This is a genomic window from Inquilinus limosus, from assembly GCF_051487185.1.
GTDB lineage: Bacteria > Pseudomonadota > Alphaproteobacteria > DSM-16000 > Inquilinaceae > Inquilinus > Inquilinus limosus_F.
The window spans coordinates 138,049-154,680 of sequence record NZ_JAHVDK010000009.1 but is presented as its reverse complement, the minus strand read 5'-3'; the positions used below and the strand labels follow the sequence as shown (position 1 = coordinate 154,680).

At 68.7% G+C, this 16,632-nt stretch carries 15 protein-coding genes and 1 tRNA gene; 7 read left to right on the top strand and 9 right to left on the bottom strand.

The genetic code is table 11. The annotated features are described in order from the left end of the window. Positions 1-34: 34 nt before the first annotated feature. From guaB to KXR53_RS12680, 3 genes are all read right to left on the bottom strand, one after another. Positions 35-1,498 carry an IMP dehydrogenase gene (gene guaB, locus KXR53_RS12690; RefSeq protein WP_437375529.1) on the bottom strand — a complete coding sequence of 488 codons (1,464 nt, stop codon included), beginning with the start codon at positions 1,496-1,498 and terminating at the stop codon, positions 35-37. 66 nt (positions 1,499-1,564) lie between these two features. Further along, on the bottom strand, positions 1,565-2,308 hold the full coding sequence (locus KXR53_RS12685; RefSeq protein WP_437375528.1) for an RlmE family RNA methyltransferase: 744 nt from the start codon (positions 2,306-2,308) through the stop codon (positions 1,565-1,567). Between the two features lies 1 nt (position 2,309). Further along, positions 2,310-3,362 (bottom strand): Ppx/GppA phosphatase family protein, encoded by a 1,053-nt coding sequence (locus KXR53_RS12680; protein ID WP_437375595.1) that lies wholly within the window; start codon positions 3,360-3,362, stop codon positions 2,310-2,312. A gap of 183 nt (positions 3,363-3,545) precedes the next feature. On the opposite strand from KXR53_RS12680, the gene KXR53_RS12675 reads away from it, so the two are divergent. Beyond that, positions 3,546-3,619 (top strand) — tRNA-Gln (locus KXR53_RS12675). 619 nt (positions 3,620-4,238) lie between these two features. Here the strand turns inward: KXR53_RS12675 and KXR53_RS12670 are convergent. The 4 genes from KXR53_RS12670 to KXR53_RS12655 all read right to left on the bottom strand — a co-directional run bounded on the left by KXR53_RS12670 (position 4,239) and on the right by KXR53_RS12655 (position 8,356). Next, positions 4,239-4,481: a hypothetical protein gene (locus tag KXR53_RS12670; RefSeq protein ID WP_437375527.1), complete on the bottom strand. Its 243-nt coding sequence runs from the start codon at positions 4,479-4,481 to the stop codon at positions 4,239-4,241. A gap of 747 nt (positions 4,482-5,228) precedes the next feature. Beyond that, positions 5,229-6,347, bottom strand: coding sequence for an acetoin dehydrogenase dihydrolipoyllysine-residue acetyltransferase subunit (locus KXR53_RS12665; RefSeq protein ID WP_437375526.1), 1,119 nt, complete (start codon positions 6,345-6,347; stop codon positions 5,229-5,231). Further along, positions 6,344-7,375 carry an alpha-ketoacid dehydrogenase subunit beta gene (locus KXR53_RS12660; protein WP_437375525.1) on the bottom strand — a complete coding sequence of 344 codons (1,032 nt, stop codon included), beginning with the start codon at positions 7,373-7,375 and terminating at the stop codon, positions 6,344-6,346. Before KXR53_RS12660 ends, KXR53_RS12665 begins: the two co-directional genes overlap by 4 nt. 12 nt (positions 7,376-7,387) lie before the next feature. Then, positions 7,388-8,356 carry a thiamine pyrophosphate-dependent dehydrogenase E1 component subunit alpha gene (locus KXR53_RS12655; RefSeq protein WP_437375524.1) on the bottom strand — a complete coding sequence of 323 codons (969 nt, stop codon included), beginning with the start codon at positions 8,354-8,356 and terminating at the stop codon, positions 7,388-7,390. A 373-nt stretch (positions 8,357-8,729) separates the two neighbouring features. On the opposite strand from KXR53_RS12655, the gene KXR53_RS12650 reads away from it, so the two are divergent. Genes KXR53_RS12650 through KXR53_RS12635 form a run of 4 tightly spaced genes read left to right on the top strand, consistent with a single transcriptional unit; the run spans position 8,730 to position 12,785 of the window. Next, positions 8,730-9,230, top strand: coding sequence for a hypothetical protein (locus KXR53_RS12650; RefSeq protein ID WP_437375523.1), 501 nt, complete (start codon positions 8,730-8,732; stop codon positions 9,228-9,230). Positions 9,231-9,254: 24 nt separating this feature from the next. Beyond that, positions 9,255-10,514, top strand: coding sequence for a paraquat-inducible protein A (locus KXR53_RS12645; protein WP_437375594.1), 1,260 nt, complete (start codon positions 9,255-9,257; stop codon positions 10,512-10,514). Continuing rightward, positions 10,501-12,216 carry an intermembrane transport protein PqiB gene (locus KXR53_RS12640; RefSeq protein WP_437375522.1) on the top strand — a complete coding sequence of 572 codons (1,716 nt, stop codon included), beginning with the start codon at positions 10,501-10,503 and terminating at the stop codon, positions 12,214-12,216. Before KXR53_RS12645 ends, KXR53_RS12640 begins: the two co-directional genes overlap by 14 nt. Then, positions 12,216-12,785, top strand: coding sequence for a PqiC family protein (locus KXR53_RS12635; protein WP_437375521.1), 570 nt, complete (start codon positions 12,216-12,218; stop codon positions 12,783-12,785). Before KXR53_RS12640 ends, KXR53_RS12635 begins: the two co-directional genes overlap by 1 nt. 42 nt (positions 12,786-12,827) lie before the next feature. Here the strand turns inward: KXR53_RS12635 and KXR53_RS12630 are convergent, their stop codons facing one another. Together KXR53_RS12630 and KXR53_RS12625 are read right to left on the bottom strand one after the other, a co-directional pair. Then, entirely contained in the window at positions 12,828-13,466 is a 639-nt protein-coding gene (locus tag KXR53_RS12630) for an OmpA family protein (protein ID WP_437375520.1), read from the bottom strand. 80 nt (positions 13,467-13,546) lie between these two features. Further along, positions 13,547-14,386, bottom strand: a complete 840-nt coding sequence (locus KXR53_RS12625) for a lytic transglycosylase domain-containing protein (RefSeq protein ID WP_437375519.1) — start codon at positions 14,384-14,386, stop codon at positions 13,547-13,549. A gap of 168 nt (positions 14,387-14,554) precedes the next feature. On the opposite strand from KXR53_RS12625, the gene KXR53_RS12620 reads away from it, so the two are divergent. Together KXR53_RS12620 and KXR53_RS12615 are read left to right on the top strand one after the other, a co-directional pair. Then, a complete protein-coding gene (locus KXR53_RS12620) occupies positions 14,555-15,289 on the top strand; it encodes a FadR/GntR family transcriptional regulator (protein ID WP_437375518.1) in 735 nt (244 codons plus the stop codon). After that, positions 15,286-16,464 carry a PLP-dependent transferase gene (locus KXR53_RS12615; protein ID WP_437375517.1) on the top strand — a complete coding sequence of 393 codons (1,179 nt, stop codon included), beginning with the start codon at positions 15,286-15,288 and terminating at the stop codon, positions 16,462-16,464. The genes KXR53_RS12620 and KXR53_RS12615 overlap by 4 nt, the downstream gene beginning before the upstream one ends. The last annotated feature ends 168 nt before the right edge of the window (positions 16,465-16,632 follow it).

The following is a 16,632-nucleotide window of genomic DNA, read 5'->3' as shown; positions in this document are numbered from 1 at the left end:
TGCGCTCGCAATGACGGTGAGAGGGAGGCGCCCCTTAAAGCCCCGGCCTGTAGTTCGGCGCCTCGTGGGTCACGGTGATGTCGTGCACATGGCTCTCGCGCAGGCCGGCATTGGTGATGCGCACGAACTCCGCCCGCTTGTGCAGATCGGCGATGGTGCGGCTGCCGGTGTAGCCCATCGCCGCCTTCAGCCCGCCCACCAGCTGGTGGATGACGTTGGCGATCGGCCCCTTGTACGGCACCCGGCCCTCGACGCCCTCCGGCACCAGCTTCAGCGTGTCCGACACCTCCTGCTGGAAGTAGCGGTCGGCCGAGCCGCGCGCCATGGCGCCGAGCGAGCCCATGCCGCGATAGCTCTTGTAGGAGCGGCCCTGGTACAGGACCACCTCGCCCGGCGCCTCGTCGGTGCCGGCGAAGAGCGAGCCGAGCATGACCACGTCGGCGCCGGCGGCGATCGCCTTGGCCAGGTCGCCGGAATATTTGATGCCGCCGTCGGCGATCACCGGGATGTCCTGCGTCCGGCAGGCCTCGACCACATCCATGATCGCGGTCAGCTGCGGCACGCCGACGCCGGCGACCATGCGGGTGGTGCAGATCGAGCCCGGGCCGATGCCGACCTTGACCGCGTCTGCCCCCGCGTCGATCAGCGCCTTGGCGGCATCGCCGGTGGCGACGTTGCCGGCGACGATCTGGGTGGAGTTCGACAGGCGCCGTGCCCGCTCCACGCTCTTCAGCACGCCCTCGGAATGGCCGTGCGCCGTGTCCAGCACCAGCACGTCGACCCCGGCGTCGAACAGCGCCTCGGCGCGCGAAATCCCCTTGTCGCCGGTGCCGGTGGCGGCGGCGACGCGCAGCCGACCCTGCTCATCCTTGCAGGCGTTGGGGTGCAGCTGGGCGCGAATGATGTCCTTGACCGTGATCAGGCCGATGCAGCGGAAGGCGTCATCGACGACCAGCAGCTTCTCGATCCGGTTCTGGTGCAGGAGGCGTTTGGCCTCATCCTTGCCCACGCCCTCGCGCACGGTGACCAGGCGGTCCTTGGTCATCAGCTCGCGCACCGGCTGGCCCGGATTGGTGGCGAAGCGGACGTCGCGGTTGGTCAGGATGCCGGCCAGCTTGCCGCCCTCCTCCACCACCGGGATGCCGGAGATGCCGTGCCGGTCCATCAGCGCCAGCGCCTCGGCCAGGGTGGCGCCGGGGCCGATGGTGATCGGGTTCACCACCATGCCGCTCTCGAAGCGCTTCACCTTCCGCACCTCTTCGGCCTGGCGCTCGATGTCGAGGTTGCGATGGATCACGCCGATGCCGCCGGCCTGGGCCATGGCGATGGCCAGCGGCGCTTCGGTCACCGTGTCCATGGCGGCGGAGAGCAGCGGGATGCCGAGCTCGATCCGCTTGGTCAGGCGGGTCCGCGTGTCCGCTTCGGCAGGCAGGATCGAGGAGGCCTGCGGGACCAGCAGGACGTCATCGAAGGTCAGAGCATCGCGGAAGGGGGACATGTCGGGGCTCCCAGAGCTTGGAAGCGCCGCAATATAACCCCGCTCGGGCCATTGTGAAGCGCAGATCTAGGGGGCCTGCGTTGCGTCCCGCGGATCCGACGGTCTTCCCCGGAAGTCCGTGGCGACGACATAGACCTCGGAGCTGTCCTGCCGGCTGGCTGGCGGCTTGACGTGCCGGACCTTGGCGAAGTTGCGCTTCAGCGTGTCCAGCAGGTCCTTCTCCGCCCCGCCCTGGAACAGCTTGGCGACGAAGGCGCCGCCCGGCACCAGCACGTCGAGGGCGAAATCGGCGGCGGTCTCGGCCAGCGCCATGATTCGCAGATGGTCGGTCGCCGGATGGCCGACGGTCGGCGCCGCCATGTCGCTGAGCACGATGTCGGCCGGGCCGGCCAGCGCCTCCTTCAGCCGGTCCGGGGCCGCGGGGTCGAGGAAGTCCATCTCCAGGATGGTCGCGCCCGGCACCGGGTCCATGCCGAGGTAGTCGATGCCGACCACCTTGCCGCTCGGCCCCACCCGCTCCAGCGCCACCTGGACCCAGCCGCCGGGGGCGCAGCCGAGGTCGACCACGCGCATGCCGCGGCGCAGCAGATGCAGCTTGTCGTCGAGCTGCAGCAGCTTGAAGGCGGCGCGCGAGCGGTAGCCCAGGCGCCTGGCCTCGGCGACATAGGGGTCGTTGAGCTGGCGTTCGAGCCAGCGGGTCGAGGACGGGGTCCGCTGCTTCGCGGTCTTGACCCGCACGGTCAGGCCGCGGCTGCCGCGGCCGCTCGGCCCCCCTGCCCTCGCGGCGCCCGGTTTCTTCGGAGTCTTCATCTCACCCGGATGGTTGTCGGGCGTGGCGCCTCTGCGCCTCGGCCAGCAGGTCGAACAGGATGCCCTCGCGCACGCCGCGGTCGCCGACCCGCAGCTTCCCGACCGGCCAGGTGTCGCAGATCGCCTCGAGGATGGCGCAGCCGGCCAGCACCAGGTCGGCCCGGTCGCGCCCGATGCAGGGATAGGACGCCCGCGCGACGTAATCGAGGCCGAGCAGCATGCGGCTGGCGCGGCGCGCCTCCTCGAAGGTCAGGATGCAGCCGTCGACCTCGGAGCGGATATAGCGCGGCAGGCCGAGATGCACCCCGGCCAGGGTGGTGACCGTGCCGGAGGAGCCGATCATCTGCACCCGGCCCTGGGCGATCAGCCCGCGCAGGTTGTTGCGGGCCTCGAACGCCGCCAGGGCGGCGGCGGTCGCGGCGCTCATCGCGGCATAGGTCTCGGCCGAGACCTCGTGGCCGCCATGCTGCTCGGCCAGGGAGACGACGCCGAGCGGGATGCTGAGCGCGTCGAGCGCGACCGCCTGCCCGTCGGAAGCGATCTCCAGCCAGGTCAGCTCGGTTGAGCCGCCGCCGATGTCGAAGATGATCGCGTGCGGGACCGCGGGATCGAGCAGCGGCGCACAGCCGGCCGCGGCCAGGCGCGCCTCCTCCGCCGCCGGGATCATCTCCAGCGTCAGGCCGGTCTCGCGCCGCACCCGGTCGCGAAAGGCCGGGAAGTTGCGGGCCTGGCGGCAGGCCTCGGTCGCTACCGCGCGCGACAGGATCACGTTCTGGCGCCTGATCTTGGCGGCGCAGATGCGCAGCGCCGACAGCGTGCGCTGCATCGCCTCGGGCTGCAGCCGCCCGGTGGCGCCGACGCCCTCGCCCAGCCGGACGATGCGGCTGAAGGCGTCGACCACCTGGAATCCGCCCGCGGCCGCGCGCGCGATCAGCAGCCGGCAGTTGTTGGTGCCGAGATCCACCGCGGCATAGAGGGGTTCAGGCCTGGGCGCCCGACGTCGATCGCCGGCCGCGGTGGCCTCCGAGATTGCGATCGACTCCACCACTGACATTCCTTCCATGGCCGTCCGTCTGGTTTCGAACGGCGCCTCCGTCCCTTCATTGAACTGTAGCGCAGCGATCACCAAAGAGGAAATGGCCGCACGGTCGCATCCGCTTTCGGCATGGCTGCCGTTCCTTCACACGAGGCCTTTACAGGAGCGGATCACTGGGGTAGACACCCTCCCGCCGGCCGCTGGGGGATCGTCTAGTGGTAGGACAGCGGACTCTGACTCCGCCAGCCTAGGTTCGAATCCTAGTCCCCCAGCCAAGTTTTCTCGGCAGATCAATCACTTAGGGCGCCTCGCGGCGCCCTTTGTCGTTCCGGCCCGTTACAAATCATTCCGAAAGATTCTCAAGGATTTCTGCGGGTTTCCGGACGTTGCCGGATATTCCGTGCAACACGAGAGCGGCGGTTCGCCGCCATTTCCCGCTCCGGCTGATCGCATAACGGCTCAGGCGCGAGAAGTGCGGCGCCAAGGGCGCGCCCCTGGAGACCGGACCAGGGTGGCCGAGAAACTGAGCGCAGGTGCGACGGCGAGAGCGAGGCGGATGTTCGCTCGTTTGTCGCGCTGTGGTCGAGATAGGGGCATCATCTCTTCGAACTCGAGTCGTGGAGACGAGTCCATGAGGTGGAGCACGTGTTATTGGAACCTGTATGCCCGATGCGCAAGCATAAGGGAGGACATGATTTGGTTCCCGCAGGCGAGTGACGAATTCGATCCTCGATACTGGCTTGAGCAGAGCCTCTTAGTTCAGCTGAGAGGAATGTTTGATCTGTGGCGCCAGCGTGGACGGCCGGACGATTTTGACCTATCCGATGCCGCTCTTGAGTGGTGGCGTGAACGATGCCGGCGCGAAGTCCATCCGTGGCCGGTAGAGCTCGCCTATTAAGCTCGTCGCTGACTGGCGAAGCCGTATTCGCGGGCGACGACCCATTGCGCATCGCTCAGCTTCGCCGCGGCCATGAGCTCGGCGTCGTGGCGATGGGCCAGCCGGGGATGGCTGTAGCGGAACCGGGCCAACGCCTCGGCGTCGCCGGCGCGCAGTGCCTTCTGCAGGTCCTTGGCGCGCTTCTTCTGCTGCTCCGGATCTGGCGAAGCCGGCAGGTCCCGGGCATAGGGATGAGGCAAGACACTCCTCCTTTCACACGCCCGGCATCCGCATCAACGGGCAGAAAGAAGGATCGACACAGGAAGCGCGGCTCTCTCGCAAGTGGGCGCTGCCCTTCCCGCGGACCGGATGCGTCTTGCACGCGATCCGGAGGCTAGCGGGCCACCCGGCGCGCAGCAAGGGCTCTCGCCTCCGATGACGGCAGAACCGTCGGCCTCGGCCGAACGTCGCCTGTCGCTTGCGGTTTCCGATGATCGCTGAGCCGCGAGACATTGCTCCTGGCCGGATCGGGTGGCGGGCCTGGCTGAGATATTCGCCATTGCTCATGCGACAAAAACTCAAGACCAAAATAAATCCAGTCTTTACGAAAAAAGCCCCCGGTTCCGAAATATCCCTCCCAAACCCTGAAAATTGCTCTGATTGCTCCGATATTTCGGATGGATCTCATGGGGCCGCCCTTCCTTTTGCAGGGGATTCACTAGCCCATCTCTATGTCATACAAATGACAAATCTCGCGAAATCTGCCATGCTGGTGAAGAAAACATGAGAAGGCGTTGGATTCGCCATCGCGAGTCCAGCGCTTCATCCGAGATTCCGCCCTCGATGCCGGTCTGCCGAGGCGCCTGACTTATACCCGCGGCCCGGAAACGTTGACCCGTCATGGCGAGCCCCGAAGGGGCGCGGCCATCCAGCGGCACCGATCCCTGGATGGCCACGGCGCTGCGCGCCTCGCCATGACGGAAAGGGACCGACGGGTCCCACTGGCATTACCCGTTCCCGACGAAGCTCGAGATCAGCCGGTTCACCTCGGCCGCCGCCTCCATATGGACCATGTGGCCCTTGCCGTCGAAGCGATGCACCGGGATCGCGGCCGGCAGACCGTCGGCATGGGCGGCCGGCAGGATCGCATCCGCCATGCCCCAGACCACCTGGATCGGCACACGAGCGGCGCCGATCTGGTCGCGCAGCGCCACCGCCTGGCGGCCGCCGGGGAAGAAGGCTCCGGCGATCGTCTTCAGCGCCGCCTCGACCCCGTCCAGGCGCTTGTACTTCAGCACGTCCTCGACCAGGTCGCGGGTGACAAGCTCGGGATCGGCGAACAGCGCCTCGAGATGCGGCTTCAGGTCCTTGCGCTTCTGCGCCGCGATGAAGCCCTCGATATAGCCGCTATTGATCTCGGCCCCCAGCCCGGCCGGGGCGATCAGCGTCGCCGAGGCCACCCGGTCCGGCGCGTCGAGCGCCAGGGACAACACCACCGCCCCGCCCATGGAATGGCCGACCAGATGCGCCTTGGCGATGCCGGCGGCGTCAAGATAGGCCAGCACCGCCCCGGACAGCGCGGCGAGGTCGCCCGCGCCGACCTCCTTGCCCGAGCCGCCATGGCCCGGCAGGTCGATGGCGTGGACCGGTCGGCCGGTCAGCGCCGGCTGGGTGAACAGCCAGTTGTTGAGGTCGCCGCCGAAGCCGTGGATCAGCACGATCGGCGTGCCGTCGCCCTCGCCCGTCACCAGGGCCCGGATCGCCCGCCCGCCGGCCTGCACCACCTTCGGCTCAGGCGGCGGGGCGGCGCTCTCGGCCGCGGCCGCCGCCTCGGCCTGGAAGGCCTCGATGAAGCGGTCGAGCTCCGCCTCGTCGACCTCGCCCTCGACCACGACGCCGAGCAGGGCGCCGACCGGCAGGGTCTGCCCTTCCGCCGCCACCCGCCGGCGCAGCGTGCCGCCGACCGGCGATTCCAGCGCATTGGTGATCTTGCTGGTCTCGATGTCGACGATCTCGGTGCCCGGCTCGATCCGCGCCCCCTCCTCCGCCGTCCAGGCAGCGAGCAGGCCTTCGGTCATCGCCAGGCCCCATTTCGGCATGGTGATCGGGTGGATGGTGCCGGTCATTCGGCGGCCTCCTGCCGGTCCGGCGTGCCCATCACCGTCCGCACCGCCGCGGCCACCTTGCCGGCATCGGGGATGTACAGGTCCTCCAGCGCCGCCGAGAACGGCACCGGCACATGCGGCGGCGACACCATCTTGATCGGCGCCTTCAGCGAAGCGAAGGCCTGGTCGGCCACCTGGGCCGAGATGTCGGTCGCGATGTTGCAGCGCGGGCTGGCCTCGTCCACCACCACCAGCCGGCCGGTCTCCTCCACGCTCTCCAGAATCGTGTCCATGTCGAGCGGCGAGGTCGTGCGCGGGTCGATGATGGTGCAGTCGATCCCCTCCTTGTCCAGGGCCTCTGCCGCCGCCTTGGCCATATGCACCATGCGGCCTATCGCGACGATGGTGACGTCCTCGCCCTCGCGCACCAGGTTCGCCTCGCCGAAGGGGATGGTGTAGGGCTCGTCCGGCACCTCCTCCTCCATGTCGTACAGCACCTTGTGCTCGAAGAAGATCACCGGGTCGTCGTCGCGGATCGCCTGGATCAGGAGGCCCTTCGCCTCATAGGGCGAGGACGGGATGACGCATTTCAGCCCGGGGATATGGGTGAACACCGGGTACAGGCATTGGCTGTGCTGGGCCGCGGCGCGGAAGCCGGCGCCGTACATGGTGCGGATGGTCATGGGCGTCACCGCCTTGCCGCCGAACATGTAGCGGAACTTGGCGGCCTGGTTGAAGATCTGATCGAAGCAGACGCCCATGAAGTCGACGAACATCAACTCGGCGACGGGGCGCAGCCCGCTGGCCGCGGCGCCGGCGGCGGCGCCGATGAAGGCGCTCTCGGTGATCGGCGTGTCCAGCACGCGGGTCGGCCCGAACTCCTTGTACAGGCCCTTGGTGACGCCGAGCGGGCCGCCCCAGGCGTCCTGCTCACCCGGCGAGCCGGCGCCGCCCGAAACGTCCTCGCCCATCAGGACCACGCGCGGGTCGCGCCGCATCTCCTGCGCCAGCGCCTCGTTGATCGCCTGGCGGAAGCTCTTCCTGCTCATGCCCTGCCTCCCTCAATACGAGACGTAGACGTCGGTCAGAAGATCGGCCGGCCCCGGCACCGGCGCGGCCTTGGCCTTGGCCACGGCGCGGTCGATCTCCTGCTTGATCTCGGCGTCGATGGCGTCGAGCTGCGCCGCGTCCAGCAGCCCGGCCTCGGTGACCCGGTTGCGGAACAGGTCCAGGCTGTCGCGCTGGGCCCGGATGGCGTCGACCTCGCCGGGCGCGCGATAGGTCTGGGCATCGCCCTCGAAATGGCCGTAGTAGCGGTTCAGCTTGACCTCGATCAGGGTCGGGCCGTTGCCCGATCTGGCCCGCTCGATCGCTTCCCGCGCGGCCTCCCACACCGCGAAGAAGTCGTGGCCGTCGACCTGGACGCCGGGCATGCCGAAGGCGCTCGCGCGCTCGACGATGTCCTTGCAGCTGACCGAATATTTGCTCGAGGTCGCCTCGGCATAGCCGTTGTTCTCGAACACGAACACGGCCGGCAGCTTCCACACGGTGGCCAGGTTCATCGCCTCGAAGGTGGTGCCCTGGTTCGAGCCGCCGTCGCCGACGAAGGCGATGGCGACGCCGCCGGTGCCGAGCGTCTTGGCCGCCAGCGCCGCGCCGCAGATCAGCGGCGGGCCGCCGCCGACAATGCCGTTGGCGCCCATCATGCCCTTGGACAGGTCGGCGATATGCATCGACCCGCCCTTGCCGCCGCACAGCCCGTCGCGGCGGCCGTAGATCTCCTTCATCATCGCCACCGGGTCGCAGTCCTTGGCGATGCAGTGGCCGTGGCCGCGATGGGTGCTGGCGATGGAATCGCGGTCGGTCAGGTGCAGGCAGACGCCGACGGCGCTGGCCTCCTCACCGGCATAGAGATGGACGAAGCCCGGAATGTCCCCCGTCGCGAATTCGAGATGGACCCGATCCTCGAATTCCCGGATCAGGCGCATCTGGCGATAGGCACGCAAAAGGTCGTCGCGACTCAACTGCATGGCCGTTCCTCCCGTGGCGGATCTTTATGTCCGGCAAACAGCCTAGCGCGCGCCCGTTCGGGTTGTGAACCCGTCGCGTGGGATCTCCGCCTTTGGTCGAAGGATTGGGGACGCATCGACCTTGTGGCCATTTTGAGCATCGGTGATAATAACCCGATGAAGCGATAAGAGTTTATGAAGGGGGACGGGCCAGGATTTATCGCGGCCATGAAGTAAGCGATCCCTCGTCTTTCGTTGTAACAGGAATACGCCCCCAGCCGGGATGATTCGGGTCGCCAGGCCGGCGGCGTGACGGCGGCGCCGGCTTCCGCCGCGGTCGCTGAGCGGCACAGGAGCCAGGATCAGGATAGAACGATACAAAGGAGCATTTCAGATGATCGGTTGCGCATTTCGAACCAAGAGCAGTTGGGGCATTTCGATCCGGTCGGCCGCGGCGGCGGCGATCCTGGCGCTGGCGGCCTGCTCCAGCGGTCAAGGCGGCGGAACCAGCTCGGAATCGGTGCAGAGCCGGGTGCCGTCGGGCACTGTCGAGATGCACCAGGTGCAGGCGGCGTTCATCGGCAGCGGCAACACCGGCGACGGCGTCCTGCGGTTCCAGGGCAGGCCCCATCGGTTCAAGGTGTCGGGGCTGGGCATCGGCGGCATCGGCGTATCGACCATCGATGCCACCGGCGAGGTCTATGATCTGAGGAGGGTCGATGATTTCGAGGGCGCCTATGCCCAGGGGCGCTACGGCTTCGCGGTCGGCGAAGAGAGCGGCGGGGATCTCTGGTTGAGGAACGACAAGGGCGTGGTGATGCGTCTCAAGGCCAAGCGGACCGGCCTGATGCTCAGCCTGGGCGGCGATGCGGTCGTGATCACGTTGGAGGATTAGGCCACGCCAGCCGAACAGACAGGTATCTTAGAGCTTCCTCGGTCACAGGCACGGCTGATGGAATGCCATGAATGCGGGCTGCGGCATGCGGTACCGACGCTGCCGGACGGCACCGCGGCCCGCTGCATCCGCTGCGGCGCGACGCTGCAGCGGTTCCGCGCCAGCTCGCTCGACCATGCCTTCGCCTATACCTGCGCCGGGCTGGTGCTGCTCCTGATGGCCAATTTCCTGCCCTTCCTCTCGCTGGAGATCTCCGGCCGGGTGCAGAGCGCCAGCCTGGTCACGGGGATCGTCGCGCTGTACGGGCAGGGGTTGTGGGAGCTGGCGGCGGTGGTGGCGCTGACCATGTTCGTCGCCCCGGCGCTGCGGCTCGGCACCCTGTTCCTGGTGCTGGGCGGCTTGCGCTTCAGGCGCCCGCCGCGCTGGCTGCCGCGGCTCTACCGCTGGGCCGACCTGCTCGGCCCCTGGGCGATGGTCGAGGTCTATCTGCTCGGCGTCTTCGTCGCCTATGTGAAGCTGATCGACCTCGCCACCGTCGTCGTCGGGCCAGGCCTCTACTCCGTCGGCGGGCTGATGCTGGCGATCATCGCCGCCGGCACCAGCCTCGACACCGAGACGGTGTGGCGGGAATTCGAGCGGCGCGGCCTGGTGCCGCCGCGGCCGCCGGTCGATCCACATCGCCCGGCCTGCCTGTGCCACGGCTGCGGCCTGGTTTCCAACCTCCCGCCCTCCGGCCACGGCGCCTGCCCGCGCTGCGGCGCCGCGCTGCACCGCCGCCGGCCGGAGAGCCTGACCCGCACCTGGGCGCTGGTGGTGACCGCGATCATCCTCTACATCCCGGCCAACCTCTTCCCGGTGATGACGGTGATCTCGCTGGGCAGCGGCGCGCCCGACACGATCATGAGCGGCGTGATCGAGCTGGCCGATGCCGGGATGTGGCCACTGGCGGCGCTGGTCTTCTTCGCCTCGATCACCGTGCCGGTGCTGAAGCTCGTCGGGCTGATCTACCTCCTGGTCACCACCCAGCGCGGCGCCAGGGGGCAGCTGCGCAACCGCACGGTGATCTACCGCATCGTCGAGGCGGTCGGCCGCTGGTCGATGATCGACATCTTCATGCTCTCGATCCTGGTCGCCCTGGTCCAGCTCGGCCGGCTGGCGACGATCGAGCCCGGGATCGGGGCCGTGTCCTTCGCCGCGGTGGTGATCATCACCATGATCGCCGCCATGACCTTCGATCCGCGCCTGATGTGGGACGCGGCGGGAGAGAACCATGACCGAGGCTGAGATCCTGCGCGATACGGCCGTGCCGACACCGCCCGCGCCGGCACCGCCCGCACCACGCATCGACCGCCGGCGCCGGCTGTCGCCGATCTGGCTGGTGCCGATCGTGGCGGCGCTCGTGGGGGTCTATCTCGCCTGGGTCACCTTCTCCGAGAAGGGGCCGACCATCACCATCAGCTTCCAGACCGCGGACGGGCTGGAAGCCGGCAAGACCCTGATCAAGCACAAGGAGGTGGTGTTCGGCACGGTCAAGAGCATCGCCCTGTCGGAGGATCTGAGCCATGTCGAGCTCACGGCCGACATGACCAAGGAAGCAGCGCCGCATCTGCGCCAGGGCACCCGGTTCTGGGTGGTGCGGCCGCGGCTCTCCGCGACCGGCGGCATCTCCGGTCTGAGCACGATCCTCTCGGGGGCCTATATCGAGCTGGACCCCGGTCCGGGCGACAGCGAGCGCCACTTCACCGGGCTGGAGGAGCCGCCGGTGGTGCGGGCCGGGGTGCCGGGCACGGCCTATGTGCTCAAGGCCGATCAGATCGGCTCGGTCGGTCCCGGCTCGCCGATCTATTTCCGCGGCGTGCAGGTCGGCGAGGTCACGGGCTACGAGTCCGCCGACCTCGAAGCCGGGGTCACCATCCATGCCTTCGTCCGGGCGCCCTACGACCGATACATCTATGACGGCACCCGGTTCTGGAACGCCGCTGGCATCTCGCTCACCACCGGGCCGCAGGGCTTCAAGTTCGAGTTGGAATCCCTCGCGGCGGTGCTGGCCGGTGGCATCGCCTTCGACACCCCGGCCACCGCCCGCAGCGGCGCTCCCGCCAAGGCGGACACCGTCTTTACCCTCTACAAGGACGCCACCAGCAGCCAGGAGGCGGATTACACCGTCCGCCTGCCCTATCTCGTGTATTTCGACGGGTCGGTCGGCGGCCTCGCGCCAGGCGCCTCGGTCGAATGGCAGGGCCTCAAGATCGGCGAGGTCACCGATGTCCGGCTGCAATACGACGCCGCGGCCGGCCGGGCCCGGATCCCGGTGACGATCGAGGTGGAGCCGCAGCGGATCGAGCTGGTCGGCACCGACCGGAATTTCGGCACCGGTGCCAATGTGGCGTCGCTGGTCCGGCAAGGGCTGCGGGCCCAGCTGAAGACCGGCAACCTGCTCACCGGACAGATGGTGGTCACGTTCGACATGGTCCCCGACGCCGCCCCAGCGGAGCTGGGCACGGGCGATCGCTACCTGGTGATCCCGAGCATACCGGGACAGTTCGACAGCGCCATGCGCTCGATCAACGGCATCCTCGACCGGGTCGCGGCGCTGCCGCTCGACAAGCTGGTCGAACAGGCCGATGCGACGCTGAAATCCTTCGAGACGTTGGCCGCCTCACCGGAGATCACGGAGTCGCTGCGCTCGCTCGCCGGCGCCCTGGCTTCGGCCCAGCAGCTGTTGAACCAGGCCAGCGCCGATCTCCGCCCGACGATGGAGAAGCTGCCGCCGCTCCTCGCCACGGCGCAGCAGGCGGTGCAGCGGCTCTCCGGCACGCTCGGCTCGATCAACCAGGGCTATGGCTCGGACTCGACCTTCAAGCGCGACCTGACCCGGCTGATGAGCCAGGTCGACGACACGTTGCGCTCGGTCCGCGTCCTCACCGACTATCTCGAGCAGCACCCCGAGTCGCTGATCCGGGGCAAGACACAAGGGCTGAACTGATGATGTTGTCCCGCCGCGCCGCCCTCGCCGTCCTGCTGGCCGGCACGGCGCTCGCCGCCTGCTCCTCGCCGCCGCCCAAGGTCTATACCCTGGCGGTGGTGCCGGGCACGGCCGTCGGCGGTCGGCCGGTGACGGCATCGGTGGCGGCGGTCGAGATTCCGAAATATCTCGACCGGCCCCAGATCGTCCGCCGTTCGGGTACGGTCGAGCTCGGCGTCGACGAGTTCGAGCGCTGGGGCGAGCCGCTGGCCAACATGGTGCAGCGGGTGCTGGCCGACGACCTGGCTGCGCGCCTCCCGGCCGGCTCGGTCGTCACCACCAGCCGGACATTGTCCGGCGATGAGGCTATGACGATCGAGCTCGCGCTCGGCCGATTCGATCCCGATCCCGACGGCACGATCGTGCTGGAGGCGCAGTGGCGCGTGCTGCGCAAGGCCGGCGGCCGGCCGAAGACCGAGACCGCCCGCATCACCCGCCGCCCGGCCGACGACACCATCGCCGCCCAGGTCCGGGCCATGAGCGATGCCCTGGGCGAGCTTGCCGACCGCATCGCCCGCGGCATGCGGTGAGCTGGGCTATGGTGCGATGAGCTGCTGGCTCTGGTCCGGGGATTACTGCCCGAACGGCCGGATCGTCAGCGCCACCCGCCGGTTCTCCTGCCGCCCCGCGGCCGTGGCGTTGCTGGCAATCGGTTGGGTTTCCCCGGCACCGCCGATGTTGATCCGCGGCGGATAGACCCCGCGCGAGGAGATGTAGTCGGCGACCGAGCGCGCCCGCGCCTCCGACAGCCGCTGGTTGTATTCGGCCGGGCCGGTGTTGTCGGTATGGCCGATCACGTCGATATAGGTGTCGGTGTACTGGTTCAGCGTCGCCGCGACGCTGTCGAGCGGGCCGTAGAATTGCGGCTTGATGGTCGCGGAATCGGTGGCGAAGGTGACGTCGCCCGGGATGTCCAGAATCAGGTTGTCGCCGCGACGGGTGACGTCGATGCCGGTGCCGGCGAGGTTGCGCCGCAGATCGGCCTGCTGCCGGTCCATATAGGCGCCGAGGGCGCCGCCCGCGAGCGCGCCGATGCCGGCGCCGATCAGGGCGCCCTCGCCGCGATTGCCGCCGCTGACCAGGGCGCCGATCCCGGCCCCGGCCAGGCCGCCCGCGGCCGCCCCGCCGATCGTGTTCCGCGAGCTGTCGAACTGGCACGACGCGACCGCCGCAGCCAGGCCGACCACGATCAGGCATTTCGGAAAGCGCATGTCACCCTCCCTCGGCGGCATCGAATTGAGGATCGGTGCGAAGCGGCGTTCGTCAAGCGCAATCAGTTGCTCAAGCGCAATCAGTTCCGCAGCACGATGCAGGCGCCGCCGGCCCGGCGCAGGCGGCTGCAGAACTGGTTGCCCTCGGCCCGGCTTTGCGCCGGCACGCTGACCCGATAGAAGCGCCGCGTGCCCATGCTGAGCATGCGGGTACCGACGATCATCGGCTGGATGCCCGCCATCAGCTGCGGAAAGCGCCGGCGGACGCGGTTGTAGGACGCCAGCGCCCGGCCCTTGGAGAAGTTGCCGGCGATCTGCACGTGCCATGGTGCAGTGGGCGAGACCAGCTCGTCCCGATCCGCTTCGGTTTTCAGCGATGCCAGCAGCTCGAGGCAGGATTTGGAACTGCCGTCGAAGCTGGGGACGCTGCCATCCGCCTTCGGCACCCAGTCGTCGGCAGGGCGCTTGGTGATGAAGAGGACATAATCCTCGGTCTCCAAGGGCAGGAAGCCGCGGCCACCGATCCAGCTCGCGACCCGGTTGGGGCCGGCGTTGTAGCCGGCGGCGGCGAGGCCGAGATTGCCGAACTGGTCGCGCAGCTCCGCCAGGAAGGCGGCGGAGGCCGGGAGCGCCGTCTCCGGGTCGAACGGGTCCGCCAGGTCGCGCAGCTTGGCGGTGCCGGGCATGAACTGGGCCACGCCCTGTGCCCCCTTCGGGCTGACCGCGCGCGGCCGGAACCGGCTCTCCTTCCAGATCAGCCGGGTGAAGAACTCCAGCGGCAGGTCCTCGGCGGCGGCGGAGTCCTCGATCAGCCGGCACACCGCCTGCTCGACCGTCTCGTCCTTGCTCTGCGCGGCACCGGCTGCCGACGACAGCAGGGCGCAGGCGATCGCGATCCACCCCAACGAACGCATGCGCATCCACACCATCGTCAAAATCGGGCACCGGCAATTCCGTAACGATATTGCGATTTGTAGCCGCCGTCGCCTCCACCATAAACCGTATTGACGTGCTGGACGCATTCACCCAAAGTGGTCGGGATGTCAGACCAATTTTGCCACTCCACTGCATAGACGCCCGCCGCCGCGATGTCCGCCCGTCCCCGCCCCACCCTGCTGCCGGTCCGCACGCCGACGCGTGACGAGGCCGCGCTGGCGGCGATCGCGGAGCATGTCGAGCGTGCCGGCATCAAGCCGGGCGAAAGGCTGCCGCCAGAGCGCGAGCTGGCGGAGCAGCTGCAGGTCAGCCGTTCCACCATCCGCGAGGCGCTGAAGCGCTGGGAGGGGCTTGGCGTGGTCGAGATGCGCAAGGGCAGCGGCACCTATCTCAAGGTGCCGGTGTCGACCGCCAGCATCCACATGCCGCTGACCATCGACCGCGCCTCCGACGTCGCGACGCTGCTGCACACGCTGGAGGTGCGCCGGGCGCTGGAGGGCGAGGCCGCGGCGATCTGCGCCCGCCGGGCGACGCCGGAGCAGATCGCCGAGATCGGCCGCCGGCTCGACATCATGGAGGCGCATCACCGGAAATATGGCGACGCGCCGGAGCAGGACTGGGAGTTCCACCAGTCGATCTTCCGCGCCACCGAGAACCCGATCTTCGGGCAGATCCTGGCCAGCATGCGGGACGCCTTCCACCGCTTCTGGGAGAACCCGCTGGACATGCCGGATTTCGCCGGGCGCACCTTCCCCTATCACCGCGTGATGTATGACGCGATCGTCCGGCGCGACCCGGACGGCGCGCGCAACGCCGCGCTGACCATCATCGACATGGTCGATGAGGACATCCGAGACGCCGACCGGAGACGCGGACAGACCCGATGACCGACCAATTCCCGGCACCCGACGAATACGGGGCCGCCACCCGGCTGGCGCATGACGACGCCTTCCCTGCCGGCGCGGTGGTGCCGCCGATCTACCAGACCTCGCTGTTCACCTTCGCCAGCTATGCAGAGATGGAGGCCGCGTTCTCCGGCGAGGTGCGGCGCCCGGTCTATTCCCGCGGCGACAACCCGACGGTGCAGGAGTTCGAGCGCAAGGTGGCGGCGCTGGAGGGGGCCGAGGCGGCGCGCGGCACCGCCAGCGGGATGGCGGCGATCAGCGCCGCCGTGCTCAGCATCGCCGGTGCCGGCGACCGCATCCTCTGCACCCGCCACGTCTATGGCGACGCCTACCGCCTGTTCGAGAAGCTGCTGCCGCGGCTCGGCATCACCGTCGACTATGTCGACGCGAGCGACCCGGTCGCGGTCGAGGCCCGGCTGCCGGGCGCGAAGCTGCTCTATCTCGAGAACCCGACCTCGATGATGTTCGAGCTGCAGGAGATCGGGCGGCTTGCGGCCTTGGCCAAGGCGTGTGGCGCGGCCACGATCATCGACAATTCCTGGGCGACGCCGCTGTTCCAGCAGCCGATCAAGCACGGCGTCGACCTGGTCGTGCACTCGGCCTCGAAATACCTGTCGGGCCACAGCGACACCGTCGCCGGGGTGATCGCCGGCTCGGCCGAGCGCATCGCCCGGGTCAACGACCTGACCCACCCCTATCTCGGCGGCAAGCTGTCGCCCTTCGAGGCCTGGCTGCTGGTCCGCGGCATGCGCACCCTGCCGCTGCGCATGCGCCAGCATCAGGAGAGCGGCCTGACCATCGCCCGCCGCCTGGCCGAGCACCCGCTGGTCACGCGGGTGCTGCACCCGGCCTTCTCCAACCACCCGGGCGGCGCGACACTGACCGGCCACAGCGGCCTGTTCTCCTTCGAGGTGGAGGAGAAGGTCGATGTGGTGCGGCTGGTCGACGGGCTGAAGCTGTTCAAGCTCGGCGTCAGCTGGGGCGGGCACGAGAGCCTGGTGGTCCCGGCCCGCGCCACGCTGCGCCAGGCCCAAGGCCCGAACTCCTTCGCTGCCTTCGGGGTCTCGCCGCGGCTCGTCCGGCTCGCGGTCGGGCTCGAGGACACCGAGGACCTGTGGGCCGATCTCGACCGCGCCCTCGCGGGTTCCGTGAGTTGACGGGAGAGTCATCGCCGTGCCCATCCACATCATTCGTCATGGCGAGGAGCGAAGCGACGCGGCCATCCAGGGGCCGATGCGAGCGGCCCTGGATGGCCACGCCCCTGCGGGGCTCGCCATGACGGTTCCAGACTTCGTACCGTCTATCTGACTTTTGACACCGTAACA